General features: G+C 38.2%; 13 protein-coding genes and 2 riboswitches. Of the genes, 4 read left to right on the forward strand and 9 right to left on the reverse strand.

Translation table 11 applies throughout. From position 1 onward, the window contains the following. Nucleotides 1-51: 51 nt before the first annotated feature. Nucleotides 52-2,190, reverse strand: coding sequence for a TonB-dependent receptor (locus QF044_RS16890; RefSeq protein WP_307269765.1), 2,139 nt, complete (start codon nucleotides 2,188-2,190; stop codon nucleotides 52-54). 110 nt (nucleotides 2,191-2,300) lie between these two features. Beyond that, a riboswitch (TPP riboswitch) is annotated at nucleotides 2,301-2,392 on the reverse strand. 230 nt (nucleotides 2,393-2,622) lie between these two features. Further along, the gene (locus QF044_RS16895; RefSeq protein ID WP_307269768.1) at nucleotides 2,623-3,393 is read right to left on the reverse strand and encodes a WG repeat-containing protein; all 771 of its coding nucleotides are present in this window, start codon (nucleotides 3,391-3,393) and stop codon (nucleotides 2,623-2,625) included. A gap of 302 nt (nucleotides 3,394-3,695) precedes the next feature. Here QF044_RS16895 and QF044_RS16900 point away from each other — a divergent pair, with 302 nt between their 5' ends. Both QF044_RS16900 and QF044_RS16905 read left to right on the forward strand, forming a co-directional pair. Beyond that, entirely contained in the window at nucleotides 3,696-6,476 is a 2,781-nt protein-coding gene (locus QF044_RS16900) for a bifunctional aconitate hydratase 2/2-methylisocitrate dehydratase (protein ID WP_307269771.1), read from the forward strand. A gap of 324 nt (nucleotides 6,477-6,800) precedes the next feature. After that, entirely contained in the window at nucleotides 6,801-9,068 is a 2,268-nt protein-coding gene (locus tag QF044_RS16905; protein ID WP_307269773.1) for an aconitate hydratase, read from the forward strand. Between the two features lie 52 nt (nucleotides 9,069-9,120). Here the strand turns inward: QF044_RS16905 and QF044_RS16910 are convergent, their stop codons facing one another. Both QF044_RS16910 and QF044_RS16915 read right to left on the reverse strand, forming a co-directional pair. Continuing rightward, on the reverse strand, nucleotides 9,121-9,807 hold the full coding sequence (locus QF044_RS16910; RefSeq protein ID WP_307269775.1) for a LytTR family DNA-binding domain-containing protein: 687 nt from the start codon (nucleotides 9,805-9,807) through the stop codon (nucleotides 9,121-9,123). Further along, nucleotides 9,804-10,811 (reverse strand): sensor histidine kinase, encoded by a 1,008-nt coding sequence (locus QF044_RS16915; protein ID WP_307269777.1) that lies wholly within the window; start codon nucleotides 10,809-10,811, stop codon nucleotides 9,804-9,806. Before QF044_RS16915 ends, QF044_RS16910 begins: the two co-directional genes overlap by 4 nt. 161 nt (nucleotides 10,812-10,972) lie before the next feature. Between QF044_RS16915 and QF044_RS16920 the strand changes: the two genes are divergently transcribed. Then, the gene (locus QF044_RS16920; protein ID WP_307269780.1) at nucleotides 10,973-13,093 is read left to right on the forward strand and encodes a TonB-dependent receptor domain-containing protein; all 2,121 of its coding nucleotides are present in this window, start codon (nucleotides 10,973-10,975) and stop codon (nucleotides 13,091-13,093) included. Nucleotides 13,094-13,161: 68 nt separating this feature from the next. Here the strand turns inward: QF044_RS16920 and QF044_RS16925 are convergent, their stop codons facing one another. After that, entirely contained in the window at nucleotides 13,162-15,900 is a 2,739-nt protein-coding gene (locus QF044_RS16925) for a TonB-dependent siderophore receptor (RefSeq protein ID WP_307269781.1), read from the reverse strand. Between the two features lie 285 nt (nucleotides 15,901-16,185). Then, a riboswitch (SAM-I-IV-variant riboswitch) is annotated at nucleotides 16,186-16,283 on the reverse strand. Nucleotides 16,284-16,405: 122 nt separating this feature from the next. Here QF044_RS16925 and QF044_RS16930 point away from each other — a divergent pair. Further along, nucleotides 16,406-18,634: an outer membrane beta-barrel protein gene (locus QF044_RS16930; protein ID WP_307269784.1), complete on the forward strand. Its 2,229-nt coding sequence runs from the start codon at nucleotides 16,406-16,408 to the stop codon at nucleotides 18,632-18,634. Between the two features lie 65 nt (nucleotides 18,635-18,699). On the opposite strand, the gene QF044_RS16935 is transcribed toward QF044_RS16930, so the two are convergent. The 4 genes from QF044_RS16935 to QF044_RS16950 are packed head-to-tail and all read right to left on the reverse strand — an operon-like array spanning nucleotide 18,700 to nucleotide 21,943. Further along, on the reverse strand, nucleotides 18,700-19,410 hold the full coding sequence (locus tag QF044_RS16935; RefSeq protein ID WP_307269787.1) for a HesA/MoeB/ThiF family protein: 711 nt from the start codon (nucleotides 19,408-19,410) through the stop codon (nucleotides 18,700-18,702). A 13-nt stretch (nucleotides 19,411-19,423) separates the two neighbouring features. Beyond that, nucleotides 19,424-20,542: a 2-iminoacetate synthase ThiH gene (thiH, locus tag QF044_RS16940; RefSeq protein WP_307269790.1), complete on the reverse strand. Its 1,119-nt coding sequence runs from the start codon at nucleotides 20,540-20,542 to the stop codon at nucleotides 19,424-19,426. A 13-nt stretch (nucleotides 20,543-20,555) separates the two neighbouring features. Beyond that, complete coding sequence (locus QF044_RS16945; RefSeq protein WP_307269792.1) at nucleotides 20,556-21,332, reverse strand: thiazole synthase; 777 nt, start codon at nucleotides 21,330-21,332, stop codon at nucleotides 20,556-20,558. After that, nucleotides 21,329-21,943, reverse strand: coding sequence for a thiamine phosphate synthase (locus tag QF044_RS16950; protein ID WP_307269794.1), 615 nt, complete (start codon nucleotides 21,941-21,943; stop codon nucleotides 21,329-21,331). Before QF044_RS16950 ends, QF044_RS16945 begins: the two co-directional genes overlap by 4 nt. Nucleotides 21,944-21,976 lie beyond the last annotated feature (33 nt).

The raw sequence follows: 21,976 nt of genomic DNA on the forward strand, positions 1-21,976 counted from the left end.
TATATATAAAATTCGGTGTTTTAAAACCTGTTCGGTAAGTTATTTTACAAATTATTGGATTTTCCAGCTGATCCCGAACATAAAATTAGTTCCTGCCTGTGAAAAATAGTATGGATCACCATCATAAACTGCACCATTGTTTACATACTTCTTATTGAAGAGGTTATTCACCAATAATTTTAAGGCAATATCATTATTTGCTATCTTAAATTGGTACTGTGCATTGAAATCTGTCAGGAAATAATCTTTCAACTCCAGGTTTTTGTCTCCCGTATTATCCAGGTACTGTTTTCCTACATATTGGTTCATCAAAGCAAACTGGAAATTCCTGGAAGGGTTAAATTTAAGTCCTAAATTGGCAATGACATTTGGAGAGAAAGATATCTCGGTATTACCAAGGTTTTGCAGAGTTCCATTATTTTTGATGTTAAAATCAAGGTTTCTGTTCTGGCTCAGACTGACATTTCCAGTCACTTCCCATTGCTTGGAAAGTTTAGCCAACGCCCCGATTTCAACCCCTCTTCTGTAGCTCTTTCCAGAGTTGGTTCTGATAAATGCGCCCACATTATTCAATTGCCCATTCAATACCAATTGATTGACGTAGTACATATAATACAAATTGGCCGTTACAGATATGATTCCGAACTGCTTTTCAACACCGGCCTCAAAATCATGTAGCTTTTCAGCTTTCACAGTGTTATCACTCATCAGGTCATCCCTGTTTGGCTCACGCTGCGCATGGGCATAGGAAATGAAAACTTTCCCGTTTCCTATTTTATAATTCACCCCGGCTTTAGGATTAAAGAAAAGCCAGTTTTTATCAAGATTTCCACCTTCCTCATCTCCTTCAGTCAGGATCTTTGTATCATAATCTATATTTCTGAGCTGAAGATCTCCAAAGAATTCAAAATGTTCCCCCGTTCTCCACAAAGCTTTTGCAAAACCAGAGACCTCAGTTTTCACAGAACGGTTTCTGTAATATTCATATTCATTGATCTGTGGAAAATAAACACCGGTAACGTTTCCAAAATGCCTTCCGTAATACTGGTTGGCTACCACTCCGAAATTGAGGTCTACATTTTCCAGTTTTCCATACAATGTGGAAACAGCACCATAAAAATCATTATTCAGCCATTTTTTTCTGATAAAATCTGTGACTTCAACTGCAGATCCGTTTACAACCGGTACCGGCAAATTATAACTGGAATAATGTGTAGCATCGGCATCCGTCTCGTCAACTCTTTTATAGTTTTCATAATATCCTCTTCCCTTCGTATAATGGAAAGTGGTCTCTAAACTCCAGCTATCATTGAATTTCTGTTCCCACAAAAGCTGATAATGATTCTGTCTGTAATTGTCTGTCTCATTATCATAGAATTTTTCTTCTCCTGTAAACAGATCTGTATACTGTCCTGAATAATTGAATTTTGGAGTGGTTTCCCATGTTGGCCTATCAATCCCGTTCCAAGCCTGATACGTTTTTTCTTTTCCACCGAAAGCCATGAAACGAAGTCTTGTTTTACCTTCTTCAAATAAAGCTGTAAAGTTATAAGAATCCAAATCTGAGGAAGCCCTGTCAATATATCCGTCAGAATGGATGCGTGTGTACCTTCCCATCACCGAGAGTCTATTTTTCCAGAATTTCCCCGAACCTACCTCTGCCGAATACTTGTAGGTGTTAAATGAGCCGTAGCTATCATCAGTCTTAAAATACATCTTCTCATCCGGCTCTTTGGAAATTACATTAATACTCGCTCCAAACGCAGAAACTCCGTTATTGGAAGTTCCCACTCCTCTCTGAATCACAATCTGAGAAGCAGAACTTGTCAGATCCGGAACATTCACAAAGAAGGTTCCCTGGCTTTCAGAATCGTTGTACGGAACACCGTTCATCATTACATTAATTCCATTTCCAGCTACTCCACGGATTCTGAATCCTGTATATCCAACTCCGTTTCCGGCATCAGATGTGGAGATAATAGAAGTTTGATTTTTTAAGAGAATCGGAAGATCCTGACCCAGGTTACGGCTGTCAATATCCTTCTGTACATTGATAATTTCCTTAGCAACGGGAAGTCTTTTGGTAAAGTTGACCGCTTCAATTTCCCTTATTTTCAGAGAATCCTTATTTTGAGCCTGGATAAAAGCAACAGAGCCTACGGTAAGCCCTAAAAAAAATAATCCTTTCATTCTATAAATCTTTAAAATTTAATGAATAAAAGGGGCGGATTAAATAATGTAGCAATTTACTAATTTAACAGTCTAGCAATGAGAATTGGTATATTGTTATACTGTTCCGTTGGTACATTTTTCAAATTTCCCTAAACGGCATTATCCGTTCCAGGTTCATTGGGTATAATCTCAGCCTGTTAAAGCACCCCTTTATTTCAGCGGCAAAATTACAAAAAAAATGCGAGATAGTTGAAAAGTTGAAATTCGGGACACAAGTTTTCCAGAATATGCTTGTTTATTTTCGTTATAGTTTACTAAAAACAGCATTATCCTATTTTTAATTACATTTGCCTACAGCAAAATCTGCATCATTTTTCTAATCTGCGAAAGATTTTAGGCAAAGATTGGTCAACTGTGATGAAGGTCTATTAAAAATAGAATTTTAGTAGCTTAATAAGTTTTATTTCTTGCATCAATGTAGTAGTAGTTTTTTCCGTCTTTTGTGACTTCAAACATCCTACCCAGTTTCCAGCTAAAATTTCTTTTGATATTGGAATATTCAAAAGGAACAATCACTTTATTATTCACATCAATGACTCCGAACCGGTCATTATGGGAAGCCACGATCATTGGATTTTCCACATCATCACCTTCCATGATGTATAAATACTGATACTGCGGATAGATCTTATAATCCCTGTAGTCTGCAGCATTCACGAATTTTTCTTTTTCTATTATTCCGTAGAATCCGTTTAAAACATATGCCTGATAAGGCTGCTGTTTGTAATCTCCAAACTTACACTTTCCCAGATCTGAATCTTTGAACTGATATACTCTTTTTCCGGTTTTATCTATCCGGTAAGAGATCATATCTTTTTCTACGGTTGCATACTCATCAGTTCCGAACTTCCTCACTTTTTCGTTGGGGGAATTCAGCAGATTACAGTCCTCATAAAAAAAGACAGCAATATGATATTCAGGTTTAATGATAAATTTTCCATTCTGGTTGACATATCCAAATTCCCCGTTCTCATTTCTTGGAATCAGAACAGGAAGCTCCTGATGGATAATCACAAGATCAGGATTTGGCTTAACCTCTGCAATCTTCTTTTTCGCTATGGTCTTTGTCTGTTTTTTAAGCGGCTGTTTCTTCACAGATTTTGTTTGTGAAAAAACAAACATCGAAATAAAGACGCACAAAAAATTAAGGATATTTTTCATATTCACCATTTGCGTGCAAAACTACGGCCAAAATAGAAATTATCAAATTCATATTTATAAAGAATCTAAATAATTTCATCTTGATGAAATATTAAAAATTCGTAATTTTGGGAGCATTTTGAATTGTTTGATAATTTTAAATTTAAAAAGCGTAGATTATACTGATCTTTCTCCGGTTCACATGGCATATCAAAAATGTGAGGATTCAAAATGTTATGAGATGTATTTACAGACCGGTAAAGAATAGGTAGCAATACTAAACACTATTTTTATTAATCTACCTTAATATTGAAACTTCTATTATGAATATTTATCAGGATTACATCAAAGAAATTGAAGAAAGAAAAAACCAGGGGCTTCATCCAAAGCCGATTGATGGTGCTGAACTACTAAGTGAAATCATTGCACAAATTAAAGATTCAGGAAACGAATATCGATCGGATTCTCTCAAATTTTTTATCTATAATACTTTACCGGGAACCACAAGTGCTGCGGGGGTAAAAGCTAAGTTTTTAAAAGAAATTATTCTTGGTGAATCTACAATAGAAGAAATATCTCCGTCCTATGCCTTCGAGTTATTATCTCACATGAAAGGAGGTCCTTCCATTGAAGTATTGCTGGATCTGGCTTTGGGGAATGATATTTCTATTGCCAAAAATGCAGCAAATGTTCTTAAGACACAGGTTTTCCTTTATGAAGCGGATACCAACCGTTTAAAGGAAGCATTCAATAGCGGTAATGAGATCGCAAAAGAAATCATTGTAAGCTACGCAAAAGCTGAGTTTTTTACAAAACTGCCGGAAGTTGCAGAAGAAATTAAAGTCGTTACTTTCATCGCTGGTGAAGGTGATATTTCAACCGATTTACTTTCTCCCGGTAATCAGGCTCACTCAAGATCAGACCGTGAACTTCACGGGAAATGCATGATCACTCCTCAGGCGCAGGAAGAGATTAAAGCTTTACAGGCACAACATCCAGACAAAAGCGTAATGCTGATTGCTGAAAAAGGCACCATGGGTGTTGGTTCATCAAGAATGTCAGGGGTAAATAACGTGGCTCTTTGGACAGGGAAACAGGCGAGCCCATATATTCCATTCGTCAATATTGCTCCAATCGTTGGAGGAACAAACGGTATTTCTCCGATTTTCCTTACAACTGTTGACGTTACAGGCGGTATTGGTCTTGACCTTAAAAACTGGGTAAAAAAGCTTGATGATAATGGAAACCCTATTCGTAATGAGAATGGTGATGTTGTTCTGGAAGAAGCTTATTCTGTAGCTACAGGAACTGTTCTTACCATCAATACAAAAACAAAAAAATTATATAACGGCGATCAGGAGCTGATAGACATTTCTAAAGCATTTACACCTCAGAAACTTGAATTTATTAAAGCCGGTGGATCATATGCTATCGTATTCGGTAAAAAGCTTCAGACATTTGCTGCGAAACTTCTGGGAATAGAAACTCCTCTTGTTTTTGCTCCTTCAAAAGAAATTTCTCACGAAGGACAAGGTCTTACAGCAGTAGAAAAAATCTTCAACAGAAATGCTGTAGGTATTACACCCGGGAAAGTATTACATGCAGGTTCAGATGTCCGTGTAGAAGTTAATATCGTAGGATCACAGGATACAACAGGTCTTATGACTGCGCAGGAGCTTGAATCTATGGCTGCAACAGTGATTTCACCAATTGTTGACGGTGCTTACCAATCAGGTTGTCATACTGCTTCAGTATGGGATAAAAAAGCCCAGGCTAATATTCCAAAATTAATGAAATTTATGAACGATTTCGGTCTGATCACTGCCCGTGACCCGAAAGGTGAATATCATGCGATGACGGATGTTATTCACAAAGTTCTTAATGATATAACGATAGACGAATGGGCGATCATCATTGGTGGTGACTCTCATACAAGAATGTCCAAAGGCGTTGCTTTCGGAGCAGACTCAGGGACCGTTGCCCTTGCATTGGCTACCGGAGAAGCTTCCATGCCAATTCCGGAATCCGTAAAAGTAACATTCAAAGGGGACATGAAAGAACACATGGATTTCCGTGATGTAGTTCATGCAACTCAGGCTCAGATGCTGAAGCAATTTGGTGGAGAAAACGTATTCCAAGGAAGAATCATTGAAGTTCACATCGGAACACTTCCTGCTGATCAGGCTTTTACATTTACAGACTGGACCGCTGAGATGAAGGCAAAAGCTTCCATCAATATTTCTGAAGATAACACCTTAATTGAATCATTGGAGATTGCGAAAGGCAGAATCCAGATCATGATTGATAAAGGAATGGATAATCATAACCAAGTTCTTCAGGGATTAATTAATAAAGCAGATAAGAGAATTGCAGAGATCAGATCAGGCGAAAAGCCGGCCTTAACTCCGGATGCAAATGCTAAATATTATGCTGAAGTTGTTGTTGATCTTGATGTGATCGTGGAACCAATGATTGCAGATCCTGACGTAAATAATGAGGATGTTTCTAAAAGATATACTCACGATACCATCAGAGATCTTTCTTATTACAAAGGTGAGAAAAAAGTAGATCTTGGGTTTGTAGGATCTTGTATGGTTCACAAAGGTGATTTGAAAATTGTTTCTCAAATGCTTAAAAATATTGAAAAGCAACAAGGTAAGGTAGAATTCAATGCTCCACTTGTAGTAGCAGCACCAACTTATAATATCATCGATGAATTGAAGGCTGAAGGAGACTGGGAATTTTTAGAAAAGTATTCCGGATTTGAATTTGATGACAATGCTCCAAAAGGTGAAGCACGTGTGGAATACAAGAATATGATGTATCTTGAACGTCCCGGCTGTAACCTTTGTATGGGTAACCAGGAGAAAGCAGCTAAAGGCGATACGGTATTAGCAACTTCTACCCGTCTTTTCCAGGGAAGAGTGGTTGAAGATTCCGAACGTAAAAAAGGAGAATCTTTACTGGCATCAACGCCGGTTGTTGTCCTTTCTGCCATCATTGGAAGAATTCCTAATATTGATGAATATAAGGCAGCAGTTGAAGGCATTGACCTGACTAAATTTGCTCCGCCTATCAAGGAATTGGTTCAGGTAGGTCATTAATAGAATTTTAACGAAGTCGTGAGACTGTTTAAAAATATAATTGAAAGATTTTAGTCCTGCAGGATTTAAAATCTTTCAATTTTTGTTTAGAATCTTTCCATTTAAGAGCCATTAAGAATTATTTAAAATAAATTTGAGAAAAGAAATTCTATTTTTTCTTAACTTGATAGAAATAAAATATTCTGTGCATTTATTATAATTATCCTTATTATAGATCGAAGGAACAGATTTTGATGCGCTATACAAAGAATATATTTTCCGTTATAAGATTCATTTAATGACGGAAAAAGTATATTTAAAAAGACGAAAAATTAAAATTAAGATATGACTTTTGATATTGATATGATCAAAAAAGTATACGAGCGTTACCCTGAAAGGATTGCTGCTGCAAGACAAATCGTGGGAAAACCTCTTACACTTTCAGAAAAAATCCTTTATACCCATCTTTGGGAAGGTAATGCTACATCAGCGCACGAAAGAGGAAACTCTTATGTAGATTTCGCACCGGACAGAGTAGCGATGCAAGATGCCACTGCACAAATGGCGCTTTTACAATTTATGCAGGCTGGAAAAGCTAAAGTAGCAGTTCCTTCCACTGCTCATGCCGATCACCTGATCCAGGCAAGAGTAGGCGCAGAATCAGATTTACAGGAAGGAATCAACAAAAACTCGGAGGTTTTTAACTTTCTGAGTTCTGTTTGTGATAAATATGGAATCGGTTTCTGGAAACCGGGAGCAGGTATCATTCATCAGGTGGTATTAGAGAATTATGCTTTCCCCGGAGGTATGATGATTGGTACGGATTCTCACACGGTAAATGCGGGAGGTTTAGGAATGGTAGCTATCGGTGTGGGTGGTGCAGATGCAGTAGATGTAATGGCCGGAATGGCCTGGGAGCTTAAAATGCCTAAACTTATCGGTGTAAAATTAACCGGTAAAATGTCTGGATGGACCTCTGCAAAAGACGTTATCCTGAAAGTGGCAGGAATTCTTACAGTAAAAGGGGGAACAGGATGCATCGTAGAATATTTCGGAGAAGGAGCAGAATCCCTTTCAGCAACAGGTAAAGGAACCATCTGTAACATGGGTGCTGAGATCGGAGCAACAACTTCTACTTTCGGATATGATGATTCCATGAGAAGATATTTAGCAGCAACCGGAAGACAGGATGTTGTAGATGCTGCTGATAAAATTGCAGAACACTTAACAGGTGATGCAGAAGTATATGCTAACCCTGAGCAGTATTTTGATCAGGTCATTGAAATTAACCTTTCTGAGCTTACGCCGCACTTGAACGGACCTTTCACTCCAGATTTAGCGACACCAGTTGCCGAATTCAGAGCTAAGGCTGAAGCTAACGGATGGCCTATTGAAGTGGAATGGGCGCTTATCGGATCTTGTACCAACTCTTCTTATGAAGATTTATCAAGAGCAGCTTCTATCGTAGAGGATGCAGTAGCAAAAGGGGTGAAGCCTAAAGCAATTTTAGGAATTAATCCAGGTTCAGAGCAGGTAAAATTCACGGCAGAAAGAGACGGTTTCTTAAATTCGTTCAGAAAATTTGAAAATACAAGAATTTTTACTAATGCCTGCGGACCTTGTATCGGGCAGTGGGACAGGGAAGGTGCTGATAAAGGGGAGAAAAACTCTATCATCCACTCTTTCAACAGAAACTTTGCAAAAAGAGCTGACGGTAACCCGAATACCCATGCATTTGTAGCTTCTCCGGAAATGGTGGCTGCCGTAGCAATTTCAGGAAGATTAGACTTCAACCCAATCACAGATACTTTAACTGCTGAAAATGGGGAGCAGGTAAAACTTAATGAGCCTAAAGGTTTTGAGTTACCTGAAAAAGGTTTTGCAGTAGATGACAACGGTTATCAGGCTCCATCTGAAGACGGATCTTCAGTAGTGGTGAATGTAAGCCCTACATCAGACAGACTGCAGTTATTGGAAGAGTTCCCGGCTTGGGACGGTAAAAATATTGAGGAAGCTAAGGTATTGATCAAGGCTTTCGGAAAATGTACTACCGACCATATTTCTATGGCTGGACCATGGCTGAAATACAGAGGTCATCTGGATAACATCTCAAATAACATGTTGATCGGGGCAGTTAATGCTTATAATATGGAAACCAACCATGTTAAAAATGAATTAACAGGTGAATTTGGTGAAGTTCCGGCTGTACAAAGAGCTTATAAAGCTGCTGGAATTCCTACCATCGTTGTTGGAGACCAGAACTACGGTGAAGGTTCTTCAAGAGAACACGCTGCTATGGAACCAAGACATCTTGGGGTAAAAGCTGTATTGGTAAAATCATTTGCGAGAATTCACGAAACCAACCTTAAAAAACAAGGGATGTTAGGAATCACTTTTGCTAATGAGGCTGATTATGACAAAATCCAGGAAGATGACACCGTTAACTTCTTAGATCTTGACCAATTTGCTCCAGGAAAACAGCTAACATTAGAATTTGTTCATTCGGATGGAACTAAAGACATTGTTCTAGCTAACCATACGTACAATGATCAGCAGATCGATTGGTTTAAGGCAGGTTCTGCTCTTAACCTGATTAAGAAACAAGAAAATTAATTGTTAGATCTAATTAATAATAGAAAAAGCAGTTTCAATTGAAACTGCTTTTTTATTTGATTTTGTTCAGAAGATTGGCTCTGTAGCTGTCACCAATTGGAATTTCCTGTTCCGAAGAGAGGATAAGCTTTTTCACTCCAATATTTTTTATCTTACTCATATTGATAATAAATGATTTATGAATTCTGGTAAAAGACCATTCAGAAAGCTGAAGCTCTAATGATTTTAAGGTATCCAAAACAATATATTCCTGATTAACCGTCCGGATATTCACATAATCTTTAATGCTTTCAATGTAAAGAATATCCTCAAAATTGATCCTGTGCTGCTGACCGGAAGACTTTACAAAAAAGAAAGTATCTGCAGCATCTTCCCGCACTATAAAACGTTCCTGAGCCTTGAGAGCACTTTTATAAAAGCGGTCATATGAAATAGGCTTCAGAAGATAATCAACCACATTATGTTCATAGCCTTGCAGAGCATATTCAGAATAAGCGGTTGTCAAAACATATTTCTGTTTTCCGCCTACGATCTTCATAAAATTGATTCCGGTAAGCTCGGGCATCTGGATATCCAGAAAAATGAGATCAGATTCATTGTTCTGAATATATTCCAATGCCAGAATCGGATTTTCTGAAGAGAAAACCAATTCCAGAAACGAAATTTTGCTGACATAACTTTCCAAAAGTGAAATTGCCAGCGGCTCATCATCTACAATTACACATTTAATTTTTTTCATGAGGAAAGGTCTATTGTCAAATCTACTACAAATTCTGATTCTGTTTCTTTTATATTTAATTCATGTTTTTTAGGATATAAAATTTCAAGTCTTTTCTGCACGTTTCCGATACCTATCCCGGAAGCGGCATCTTTTTCCCTTCTACTCTTAAAATTTTGAAGATAAAAATGTATTCTCTGATCATCTTCAGAAACTTTCAGCACAAAACCTTTCTCTCTGAAATCTCCATGCTTAAAAGCATTTTCCACAAAGGGTACCAGTAGCATCGGAGAAATATTGATTTTAGGATCCTGAATATTCTTCTCTAAAACCAATAGTTCCGGATTTTTGATCCTGAGTTTCTCCAGTTCGATTAAACTTTCAATATATCCTATTTCTTTATCAAGGCTTATAACATCTTTCTCAAGATCTTTAGTACTGTACCTCAGCAGTTCACCCAGCTTTTCAATGGCAGGTAAAGCCTTGTCTGAATTCTGATACACCAGCGAGTAGATATTATTTAAAGAATTAAAAATAAAATGAGGATTGATCTGCGTTTTAAGAGCCTGAAGCTGGGCATGTTTTCTTTCCTCAATAAGTTTTGAACGCTCAGCCTCAATTTTAAAATAATATTTAAAAAACCACAGATTCGTACTTACAAAAACAGTCAAGCTCGAGTAATAAATATTATCATAAAAGTAATATAGAAAAGTAGTTCCTTCTGCATAATTCCTGCGGCCCGTAAGTGCCGGCAGCAATATCTCTTCCATTGAATAACGGAAGAAAACGAAAACGAATACCCCTATAAAAAAACCAATAATCATCATGTAGAACTTCTTGGGATTGAAAAACCGTGGAACTACGAAAAAATAATTGGCATAAAAACCAAGGAGGTTGGCCAGAAAAATTGTGACATTTAGAATACTAATACCTTCCTTATCATATACAATTATAGAAATAAGGCCATTGAAGATAACCAGTAGCCAATAGGAAAGATGTAGAAAAAAGATCTGTTTTTGTTTCATACTCAAATGTAAAGCTATACACTTTCAGAATCCTAAACATTTCCGATGAAACCTATTTTTTTTCCGATGAAAATAGTTTGAACGGATTAATCTAGCCTAAAATCTAAACACTGTTTCATAGAATGGAGTTTGAAAATACCTTTGAAGCAAGATTTTAAACCATGAAACTGAAATATATTCTTATCATCAGCCTTTTTTCAACAGCGATATATGCACAAAGCACAAAAGACAGCATCCGACATGTGGAGCAGATCAATCTTTTGGTGAAGAAAAAACTTCTGGAAAGAAAAGCAGACCGTCTTATCTTTAATGTAGAAGCATACGTTGCTTCCCAGGGTATGGATGCATCTGAAACACTGGCCAACGTGCCTATGCTGAAAGTAGATGAAAACATGGGCTCCGTTTCTATTACCGGAAAAAGCACGGTAGGTGTGATGATTAATGGAAGAATGCTGAATCTTTCAGGGAATGCCCTTTTAAATTACCTGAAATCTATCCGCTCAGAAAATATTTCAAAAATAGAAGTGATTACCACGCCGCCTTCAAAATATGAAGCACAGGGAAACAGCGGACTTATCAATATTATCCTGAAGAAAAACCCGAATTTAGGGTTCAGCGGAAACATCAACTCTAATCTCATCCAAAGAACGTATTCCGGTTTCAGTTCTAATGGTTCATTAAATTATCAGACTGAGAAATTCAGCAGCAGCCTGAAGCTGACGTATTATGATTCCGCCAAACGTACTGATGAAAATTACGCGATTCTCGGAGCTGCGCAGAACTACAGCAATTCGATCCGAAGAGATATGTGGAAAGAGCTCACCCCTACTCTTAATCTGTCTTATAAACTGAGCAAAAACTCTGAAATCGGCCTGGAATACATCTATGCTCATCAAAAATCAGGAATGGATATCGTTAACAAAACAAAAAATATAGATTCTGATCTTAAAGAAGAAAATCTTTTAACGAATACTTTTCACCGTGAAAAATTGCCTACCCATACTTTAAGCGCTTATTATGACCTGAAACTCGATTCATTAGGTAAGAAACTGAGCATTTCCGGAAACTTTTACAAAAACAATTCCGATACTGAAGTGAATTTCTCCACCTTAAAATCTTCGGACAACTCTGTTCAGGATGTCAGAACGACTTCCCTGGTTTCCCCGCAGATATTTTCAGCTCAGGCTGATCTGGAACTTCCTTTTTCTTTCGGAACGATTGAAACGGGGATAAAATTTAACCAGTTTAAAAACACTTCGGATCTGCAGTATTTTAATCTGAAAAACGGTCAATATATTTCTGATCATGAAAAAGCTAATCTGTTTCAGTACCAGGAAGAAAACTATGCCGGCTACATCAGCTATGCGAAATCTTTTGGAGAACATTGGGAGACCAAAGCAGGAATCCGTTATGAAAATACCAATGCCGAAAGCTTTACTCCTTCTTCCAATTTGGGAAACCAATATAATTATGGGCAATGGTTTCCTTCTGCTTATGTTTCGTATAAAAAGGACAAGAACGCCTTCAGCTTTTCTTATTCAAGAAGGATCAACCGTCCCAGTATGAGCAACCTCAACCCTTTCCGATGGTACTCAAATCCATATTCTTATTCTTCCGGAAATCCATTGCTAACACCAGCTTATATGAATAATTGGGAACTTGGATACACGTTCAACAATAAATTCTCAACAAGCATTTATTATCTGAGAATGAAAAATGCATTCGGACAGATCTCTACCATGGATGAGATTTCACAGATCGGAACATATCTGAACTATTATAACAATAATTTCTGGGGATTGAATGCATCATATACGGATACTTTTTTCAGATTCTGGGAAAGCAGCATCTCGATGAATGCCTCGCTTCAGAATTCATCCGTATTCAATGTGGATGCGAAAACTCAGAAAGGGAGCTCTTTCAGCTATTCCATCAACAATACATTTACTTTAAACAAAAGCAAGACGCTTGTATTTTTTCTGAACTACAACCACAGCCTGGCTTACAAAAATGTGAATTCTTATTTCCAGGCCTTCCCGGAACTGACTTCAGGATTAAAGGTTTCTCTCATGGAAAAGAAACTTCAGATCAATGCTACGGTGACCAATATTTTTGCCCAGAGATACCGTGGAGAATTGTATTTCTCTGATAATACGCAATACATGAACAATTACTGGGACGGCAGAAGCCTCCGTTTAAGTGTGAATTATACTTTTGGAGGCAGCAAAAAGAAAATCAGTAAAAAGAACATCAAATTTGAGGAAACGGACAGGGCGCAGTAAGATGTACTGCCTTTCATCGGAAACAAAAAAAACAGAGAACGAATCTCTGTTTTTTGCTTGTCTTTACATTAAAAATTAAATTCCACTCTTGCAAACAGGAAGCGTCCTCCAATACCATATTGGGAAACCTGTCTGGAGTATACAAACTGATTATCGGCAGTCAGTGAACTTATAGCCGGACTTTTAGAAGGAAGTATGTTGAATATATTATTGCTTCCCACAGTGGCCGAAACATTTTTGCTAAAGGCATAACCTACGGAAAGGTCCGTTACAAAACGATCATTTAAAACAAAATGTTCCCTGCTTTCTGTAATACCGTCAAAATTTGCATCCAGTACATCTGCATCCGTCACTTTTCCAAAGTAAGAATTCCTAAGAGAAACTGTAAGCTGTGAAAATTTCAGTGTATTAGCGAGAGTCGCTTTGATATGAGGAACAGCTTCTTCAAAATAAACCCTGTTGGGCTCAGAAAAATAGTTATTGATCTGGCTTACCAGTTTTGGCGAAGCGTGAATATCGCCGACTCTTTTGGTCTGATTCAGGTTAAGTCCGAAGTTGTTTTCCAAAGATATTCCTTCCGAAATTATTGTATTCTGGGAAACGGTGATATCCAGTCCTTTCGTTTGGGAATCTACTGCATTGGCAAAGAAATTGGCAGCGCTGGCTCTGGCAATATCAAATGCACTCTGCAATACCTGATCATCAGGACTGTTAACTTTATCTGGTCGGAAAAACAAATCTGTCAGCACCACTCTATCCTTAATCCTGATAAGATAGGCATCAGCTGTAAATGTGAGACTCAAAGCCGGAATTTTCCAGGTAATTCCCGTACTGTAAGATTGCGAAGTTTCCTGTTTCAGTTTGGGAATTCCTAATGCCTGCGCAGCTTCGGAATTATTTCTAAAGGTTCCCACCTGCGTTGTTTTTCCCTGCTGAATCAGCGTAGATGTAGAGCTGTAGTAGATTTGTGCTAAAGAAGGTGCCCGGAAACCCGTAGAAACCGCCCCTCTCCAGTTAAAGTTTTTAGCCAATCTTATATTGGTTGCCAGCTTATAATTAAAGGTAGATCCGAAGTCTGAATAGTTTTCAAATCTTACCGCTCCTTCTAACAGCCACCAATCGGTAGGCTCAATTTCAACATCGGCATAAGCAGCAACACTGTTTCTGCTTCCGGAAACGGCATTATCAGGACTAAATCCCGGAAAAACCTGTGATCCGGCTGGTCTTGTAACGCCGAAAAAATCAGTGACCTTCTCATTGTCAGGAGTAGCAGCAGTAACTACACGTCCAAAAATATCATAGGATACATAAGAGTTTTCGTTTCCCGCATTTACTTTATAATTCTCGTAACGGTATTCGCCTCCAAAAGCGACATTCAGGCCGTGAAGGACATCATATTTTTTTGAGAAATCAAGATTCAGGGTATTTTGCAAAAACTCTGATCCTCCGGCTTCGAAAGTTCTGGGTGAACGGTCACCCAAAGATGCATTAAAGGTATTAACGACTCCAAAATTAAAAGCATTCTTCCCGAAGGTATTGCTCAGATCAACATTCCAGCCGTTCCATTTTCCTTTGATCCCTCCGGCTAACGAATAGTCATTTACATTTGCTTCAATTTGTGGCAGATAACCGTTCGGAGTAACAGCATTGATGTTTCTTTCTGTATTGGGCAGACGGTAAAATCCTCCTGCATTTCCCAAACGGTAGCTATATCCACCAAAAGAATAAACCTTCCAGTCTTCATTGACCGGAATTTCAGAGTTGAAAAAAAGCTGTGCCGACTGTAACTTGGATTGGCCAGATCTAAGACTGAAATCTTTTCTTTCCAAATTTCTGTACTTAAGCTCCTGATCAGTTACATCTTTCCCCAAAAGTCCCTGTAATGCAGTAATACTATTTGCTCCCGCTATCTGATTCTTGAAATCCTGTGAAAAATAATTAACCTGTGATGCATACTGCTTTACGGCATTGATAATCTGCTGGGTATTAGAGGTATTGGTAATATTTTTATATAGCCCATCGATATTGACACCATTTTGTAAAGCTCTGTAATTAATGGCATTGTATGCATTAAAGATATCTCCTTCCCTCACTCCCGCTCTTGAATAGGGATCCCGATACTGCACCGATCCTGTTACGTTGATAAAACCTTTGCTGCCAATTTTCGCCCCGTAATTAAGGTCTGCCGAAATGGTCTGTCCATCTATTCCACCGGAAAAATTATTGGTAACGGGAGAAACATATCCTCCCAGAAAAACCTGCCCTGATAGTCCGAGTCTTTTTTTAAGTCCTAAATTGACGACTCCGGCAATAGCATCTGAGCCATATTGAGCAGAAGCTCCGTCCCTTAAAACTTCAATTTTCTCTAAGGCAAACGCTGGAATAGCATTAAGATCTGTTCCCACCGAGCCTCTTCCGGGAGTTAAGGTAACATTGATTAGTGAGGACTGGTATCTTCTTTTTCCGTTAAGTAAAACCAAAACCTGATCCGGACCCAGGCCTCTGAGAAGAGCCGGATCTACAAAGTCTGTTCCGTCATTCACAGTATGAGAGGTGGAAGAAAATGATGGAACCACATAATTGAGCGCCTGGCTAATATTGTTAACAGGACTTTGTCGTAAGATCTTTGAAATATTGATGATATCTACAGGAACCGGAGTTTCTGTAAGGGATCTCCCCGCTCCTCTTGAGCCTAGGATGACAACATCATCGATCTTTTTTGATGATGTAGAATCTGTTTGTCCAAAATAAAATGCTGATATAAGTACTGCTGAAGCGATGATTATTTTATGTTCGAAAGTATGCATGTGTTTTGTATTTTATTAATGATTGTTTGAATTTTCAGGCAATAGTTTTCCTGCAACCTTTATTTAGAGGTTACCGTGAAAAGCCGGAATGTTAGATTATTTTTTAAAGGTGTCTAGAAACAACAACACATGCACATGTAGAAATGGCATGAAAAGAGGTCAGAATAATGAAGTGATTCTTCATGATCCGAGAAACGAAAATTTAAATTGATAATGTGATTTCCCTTGTCTTTAAACATTGATTTTATTTTTTAAAACAAAAATTTCAAGATGGGGAGAAAATAGAGAATAAACATTTTTTCCGGGCATACCGGCTTATCTATTTCAGCACCTTGCTTGTTTTGCAGGTTGCTATCCCATCTATGAGATTCTTGATAATTACCTGGCAAAGATATAATTATTTCGGAAATAAAAAAATAAATGCCCAAAAATTTAACTTTTCGCAAATTTTACCGTAACAAATTGTTCTTTTTTACGTCTAACTGAAGAGTAGTAAAAAAACATTATGAAAAGAACTATATTAACTTTATCCCTGTTGGGATCTATTTTTGCCTATTCGCAGGAGAAGACGAACAGTAGCAGTCAAGAAAAAGAAAAGCAGATTGAAGGCGTCGTTATTACTAAAACTAAAAAAGCCGTTGAACAAAAAGCAGACCGTACTATTTTTGATTTTTCTGAACAGCCACAGCTTAATAACGGTAACGTTCTGGAGGGAATAAAAAAACTTCCGGGGCTGGTTTCCACAGATATTGCGGGAATGATGTATCAGGGAAAAATTCTGGATGTATATCTGAATGGAAGACCTTTAAACATTACTTCAAATGAATTGAATTCTTTCCTGGAAGGAATGCCTGCCAATTCGGTGGAAAAAATTGAAGTGATCACGCAGCCCGGAGCAGAATTTCCTGCGACTTCCGGAGGTGCCATCATGAATATTATTACGAATAAAAATGCCAATAAATATTTAACAGCAACGTATTCAGGAAATTACTCATTTACAAATTATGATAAATTCAGAAGCAGAACAACAAATTCTGTAAATCTGAATGCAAGAAATAAGCTTTTCGGATGGCAGCTGAATGTCGGCCAAAATTATCGTGAAAGTATGCTGAACGGTGATCAGGATGCACTTCTTCACAGCAATACCGACAGAATAGGACGTGGGTATTTTGCAAAATCAGGAATGACGTTTGATCTTGGACAGGACAGATTATTGCTGAACTACGATATTTACCATAACAATAATGACAATTATACTTTGAGTAATGGTCATGGAGATTTGCCTTTTGAAAAAAATCTTAAAGATTTACGTGAGGCCTACTATAATTCCTCAGATGTTGCTCATACTGATAATTTGAGGCAGGAAGCAGTGATAACATATCAAAAACGTTTTGCAGATAAATCTCAAAAGCTGGATTTTCAATTTGGATATACCAGATCTGATAATAAGTTTGCTCAGGATAATTTTTTTCAAGACGGTTATTTTGTATTCGATCCTACAAAAACAATAGAGAGCAACGGGCAAAAAGACATTTTAAATAACAAATCTGTAATGAATATTGCCAACTTCAAAATAGATTATTCCCAGCCGATTAAACTTCTGGACGGTGGAAAAGTAAGTTTTGGAGGATTATATGAAAGGCAGAATTATGATACAAAAAGTTTTGGAATCACAAACCTTGATTACCAAAGGCAAACAGCTTCAACCTATCTGGAATTTCAGGCGAAACTCAAGAAATTTGATTTCACTTTAGGAGCCCGTGCAGAAAATTATGATATTTCCGGAATTACCCGTTTTTTTGATAAACAGGGAAAGCTGACTGAGGATAATTTAACTCCTTTTAATAAATTTAAATTATTTCCAAATGCAAGTGTACAATATAGCGTAATGAATCAGGTATATGTTGCTGCCAATTATAACAAAAAAATCACTTTACCAAGTATTTCCGCTCTAAACCCAAATAACGTAACATTCTCGGGGCCAAGCACTGAAGTAACCGGAAACCCTAATTTACAGCCTACCATTTTTGACAATTATGAGATAAAGGTTTCAGCTTTTAATTATGCATTTATTGGCTATAGTGTAAGTTCAGCAAGTAACCAGGTAGCTCAGGTAATAAGAAAAGAAGGAAGAAAGCTATTCAATGAACAGGTGAATATCTCAAATATGAGAATTCACAACTTTAATGTTGGACTTCCCATTCCATTTATGATTTTCAGCAAACCAATGAGTGAGATCATGAAGTTTAATTTTAACCCTGATAAAATTAATTTCATGTACCTGTACGCTGGTTATCAGAAGCACGAGATTGACAATCTGAACAATAAGGGTTTCTGGATATTCAATATCATGACTCAATTGCTTTTGCCGAAAGACATCAAACTGACAGCTAATTACAGTTATCTGACGCCAAAAGCAGGATATTTCTATTTTACGGCCGATAAACCGTTCAATAATAACCTGGATATTACGCTGACAAAAAAGTTTATGAATAACCGTCTTACACTTTCTGTTTTTGCCAATGATATTTTCAACGGACAGGTGATGCAGGTATATTCTAATCCGCCAGAAGGGGAGGCTGTAAAGATCAGAAGTAAGTATGACACCAGAAATTTTGGAATTTCTATCAATTATAAAATTCCAACAAGAAATAAACTGGCGAAAGAAGATGCTAGTATTCTAAACCAGACAAAAAAAGATGAAAGCGGAGGTGTGATGCAAAATCCACAGTAGTTTATCCATATAAAATGAGGCAGTAAAGAAATTTTACTGCCTCATTTATTTAAAAACAATATAATTTAAAAATCTATAATCTGGAACCTCCAGTGTAAAGTATCAATAAGACTAAGCTGATCTGGTGGTATGGGAAGATCTGTGATCATCTTTAAAACCTGCATAGCCATCATACTTCCTATCATTCCCGGCAGTGCTCCCAAAACTCCAAGGCTGTCACAATCCGGGATATCTTCGGCAACAGGTGGTTCCGGGAAGAGATCTCTGAGGTTTTTGCTGCCTTTGTAATTGAAGACAGCTGTCTGCCCGGAGAAGCCCAAAATACTCCCGTAAACCAAAGGTTTTTCTAGTTTTACACAGGTATCATTGATCAGATATCTGGTAGCAAAATTATCTGATCCGTCTACAACAATATCATAATCTGACATGATCTCCTCAGCATTTGAACGGTCAATTTTCTGTTCAATTCCAATAAATTTAACCTGATGATTAAGTTTTCTTACAAATAACGCTGCACTTTTTACTTTTGAAATTCCGACAGTATTTTCATTATGGATGATCTGGCGGTTCAGGTTGTGAAGTTCTACCTCATCAAAGTCTGCAACACCTAAAGTTCCAACACCCGCTGCCGCAAGGTATTGAATAACGGGGCTTCCTATGCCTCCTGCCCCAATGACCAGCACTTTGGAATTCATAATTTTCCGCTGTCCCTCCAACCCTATTTCTTCTATAAATATCTGGCGGCTGTATCTTGCAAAACGATCTTCGCTTTTCATTCTGGCTTAATATTTAATAACCACTGTACGCAGTGTCCCAATCTTTCATTACAGGATCATAGCCTGCTTTTCTGATACTTTGTTTTACTTCTTCCATGCTTCGCTCATCACTGGTTTCAAACTGTTCCAGAGATTCCACGTCTACGGCATAACCTCCCGGATTTGTTTTTGAAGCGGCACTCATGGCCGTTGCCCCGAGTGAGATGATATTGTTCCTGAATTTTTCATTTTCCCTCGTTGATATGGAGATTTCCAGGTCTTCATTCCAGATTCTGTAGGCGCAGATCAGTTGAAGCAGATCCTTGTCTTCCATAATAAAATTGGGTTCAATAATTCCTTCTGCCGGCCGGAGTCTGGGAAATGAAACTGAAAAACGGCTTTTCCAGTATTGTCTCTGCAGATAATCAATGTGAATGGCATTAAAGAAACTGTCTACCCGCCAGTCTTCAAGTCCAAGCAGGACACCGAGTCCAATCTTATGGATTCCAGCCCTTCCAATCCTGTCTGGAGTATCTAAACGGAAATGAAAATTTGATTTTTTTCCTTTGGGATGGTATTCTTTATAAACATTCTGATGATAAGTTTCCTGATAGATCAAAACAGAATGAACGCCTTCATGATGCAACTGCAAATATTCTTCTTCAGACAAAGGTTGTACTTCTATCGAAATATTGGCGAAATGAGGCCGCAACTGACGAACGGCATTCAGGAAATAAGAAATACCAACTGTTTTATTGGCTTCCCCGCTAACCAAAAGAACGTGATTGACTCCCATCGATTTTAAAACGGAAGCTTCTATCATCAGCTCAGTATCAGACAGTGTTTTTCTTCTGACGTCATTATCCAGGCTAAAACCACAATAGGTACAGATATTCTGGCATTCATTGCTGAGATACATTGGTGCATACAGCTGAATTGTTTTACCGAAGCGTTTCTGGGTGAGCTGACGGGTCATTTTTGCCATCAACTCCAGTTCCGGAGCTGCTGCAGGCGAAATGAGGATCAGGAAATCATCTACCGTTTTACGGTTTTTCCGAAGGCTGTTCAGAACATCAGAATGGGTGATTTTTTCAAGCCTGGCTTTTACCTCATCCCAATGATAGCGCTCAAAAATATCATTAAAGCTTTTCATTAGTTTTGCTGTATTATTCGAATAGGAATGAAGTCAGAGGGCTTGATGCTTCAGCATGGTTTGCGATTGCACCCAACCCCGATTCATAAGCTCTTCTTCCGGCAATGACCCCTTCTTTAAAGGCCATAGCCATATGGACTGGATTTCTGGCCACAGCAATGGCTGTATTGACAAGAACAGCATCTGCCCCCATTTCCATTGCTTTTGCGGCATCTGAAGGGGCTCCAATTCCTGCATCTACTACAACGGGAACATTAGTCTGGCTGATAATAATCTCGAGAAAGTCTAATGTCCTAAGCCCTTTATTGGTTCCAATAGGAGCTCCCAGAGGCATTACCACGGCAGTTCCGGCATCTTCCAAACGTTTACACAAAACGGGATCAGCATGGATGTAAGGCATTACGATAAAACCTAATTTGGCCAGCTCTTCTGTTGCGTATAATGTTTCTATAGGATCTGGAAGAAGGTATTTTGGATCGGGGTGGATTTCTAATTTCACCCAATTGGTTTCCAGAGCTTCTCTTGCTAACTGCGCTGCCAATACTGCTTCTTTTGCGGTTCTGGCTCCTGAAGTATTAGGAAGGAGATGAACACCAGTTTCTTTTAGTGAATCCAGCAGACCATCCTCTGCCGCACCGGAATCTATTCTTTTCAGTGCCATGGTAACCATATCTGTTCCCGAGGCAACCACAGAGGTTGCCATTTCCTGAAGATTTCCGAATTTTCCGGTTCCCAGGAACAACCTTGAATCAAATATTCTGTCTGCTATTATTAATTTCTGATTATTCATATCATTGCTTTTTTAAATTCACTGATCGCTGCAGGTCTGCTGGTGATCTCTCCCGAAACTGCAGCACCATATATCCCGATTTCCTGTAGCCGTTCAATATCCTGAAGCACAACACCACCGATCGCAAAAATCTTTGGAATGGTGATTGATTTCTCGTTTAAATCATTAATTATATTCTGATAGCCTTCAAATCCTAAGATTGGGCTTAACTTTTCTTTAGTAGCGGTGAATCTCAAAGGCCCAAGACCAATATAATCACACTGCTCTTCTATTCTTTTGACTACATCAAAGAATGTATTTGCGGTACCTCCGATCATCTTATTTTCACCTAAAATATCTCTCGCTAATTTTATTGGCAGGTCATTTAATCCCAGATGAACACCATCGGCACCAATTTCTTTCGCAATCTGGACATGATCGTTCACTATGCAGACTGCATGATAGTCTGTACAAAGCTGTTTTGAAACTGCACAAAGATCTGTTACCTGTTTCTCCGAAGCATTTTTCCAGCGAACCTGTACCCACTTGATCCCGTTGTCCAGAACCGTCCTGATATTACGTTCCTGCTCCTCTCTTGTCTGTCCCTGCGATATATATTGTAATTTTTCCATTATTAATTAAACTGAATGATCTATCATTTACTT

Origin of the sequence: Chryseobacterium sp. W4I1 (genome assembly GCF_030816115.1) — a bacterium.
Taxonomy (GTDB): domain Bacteria; phylum Bacteroidota; class Bacteroidia; order Flavobacteriales; family Weeksellaceae; genus Chryseobacterium.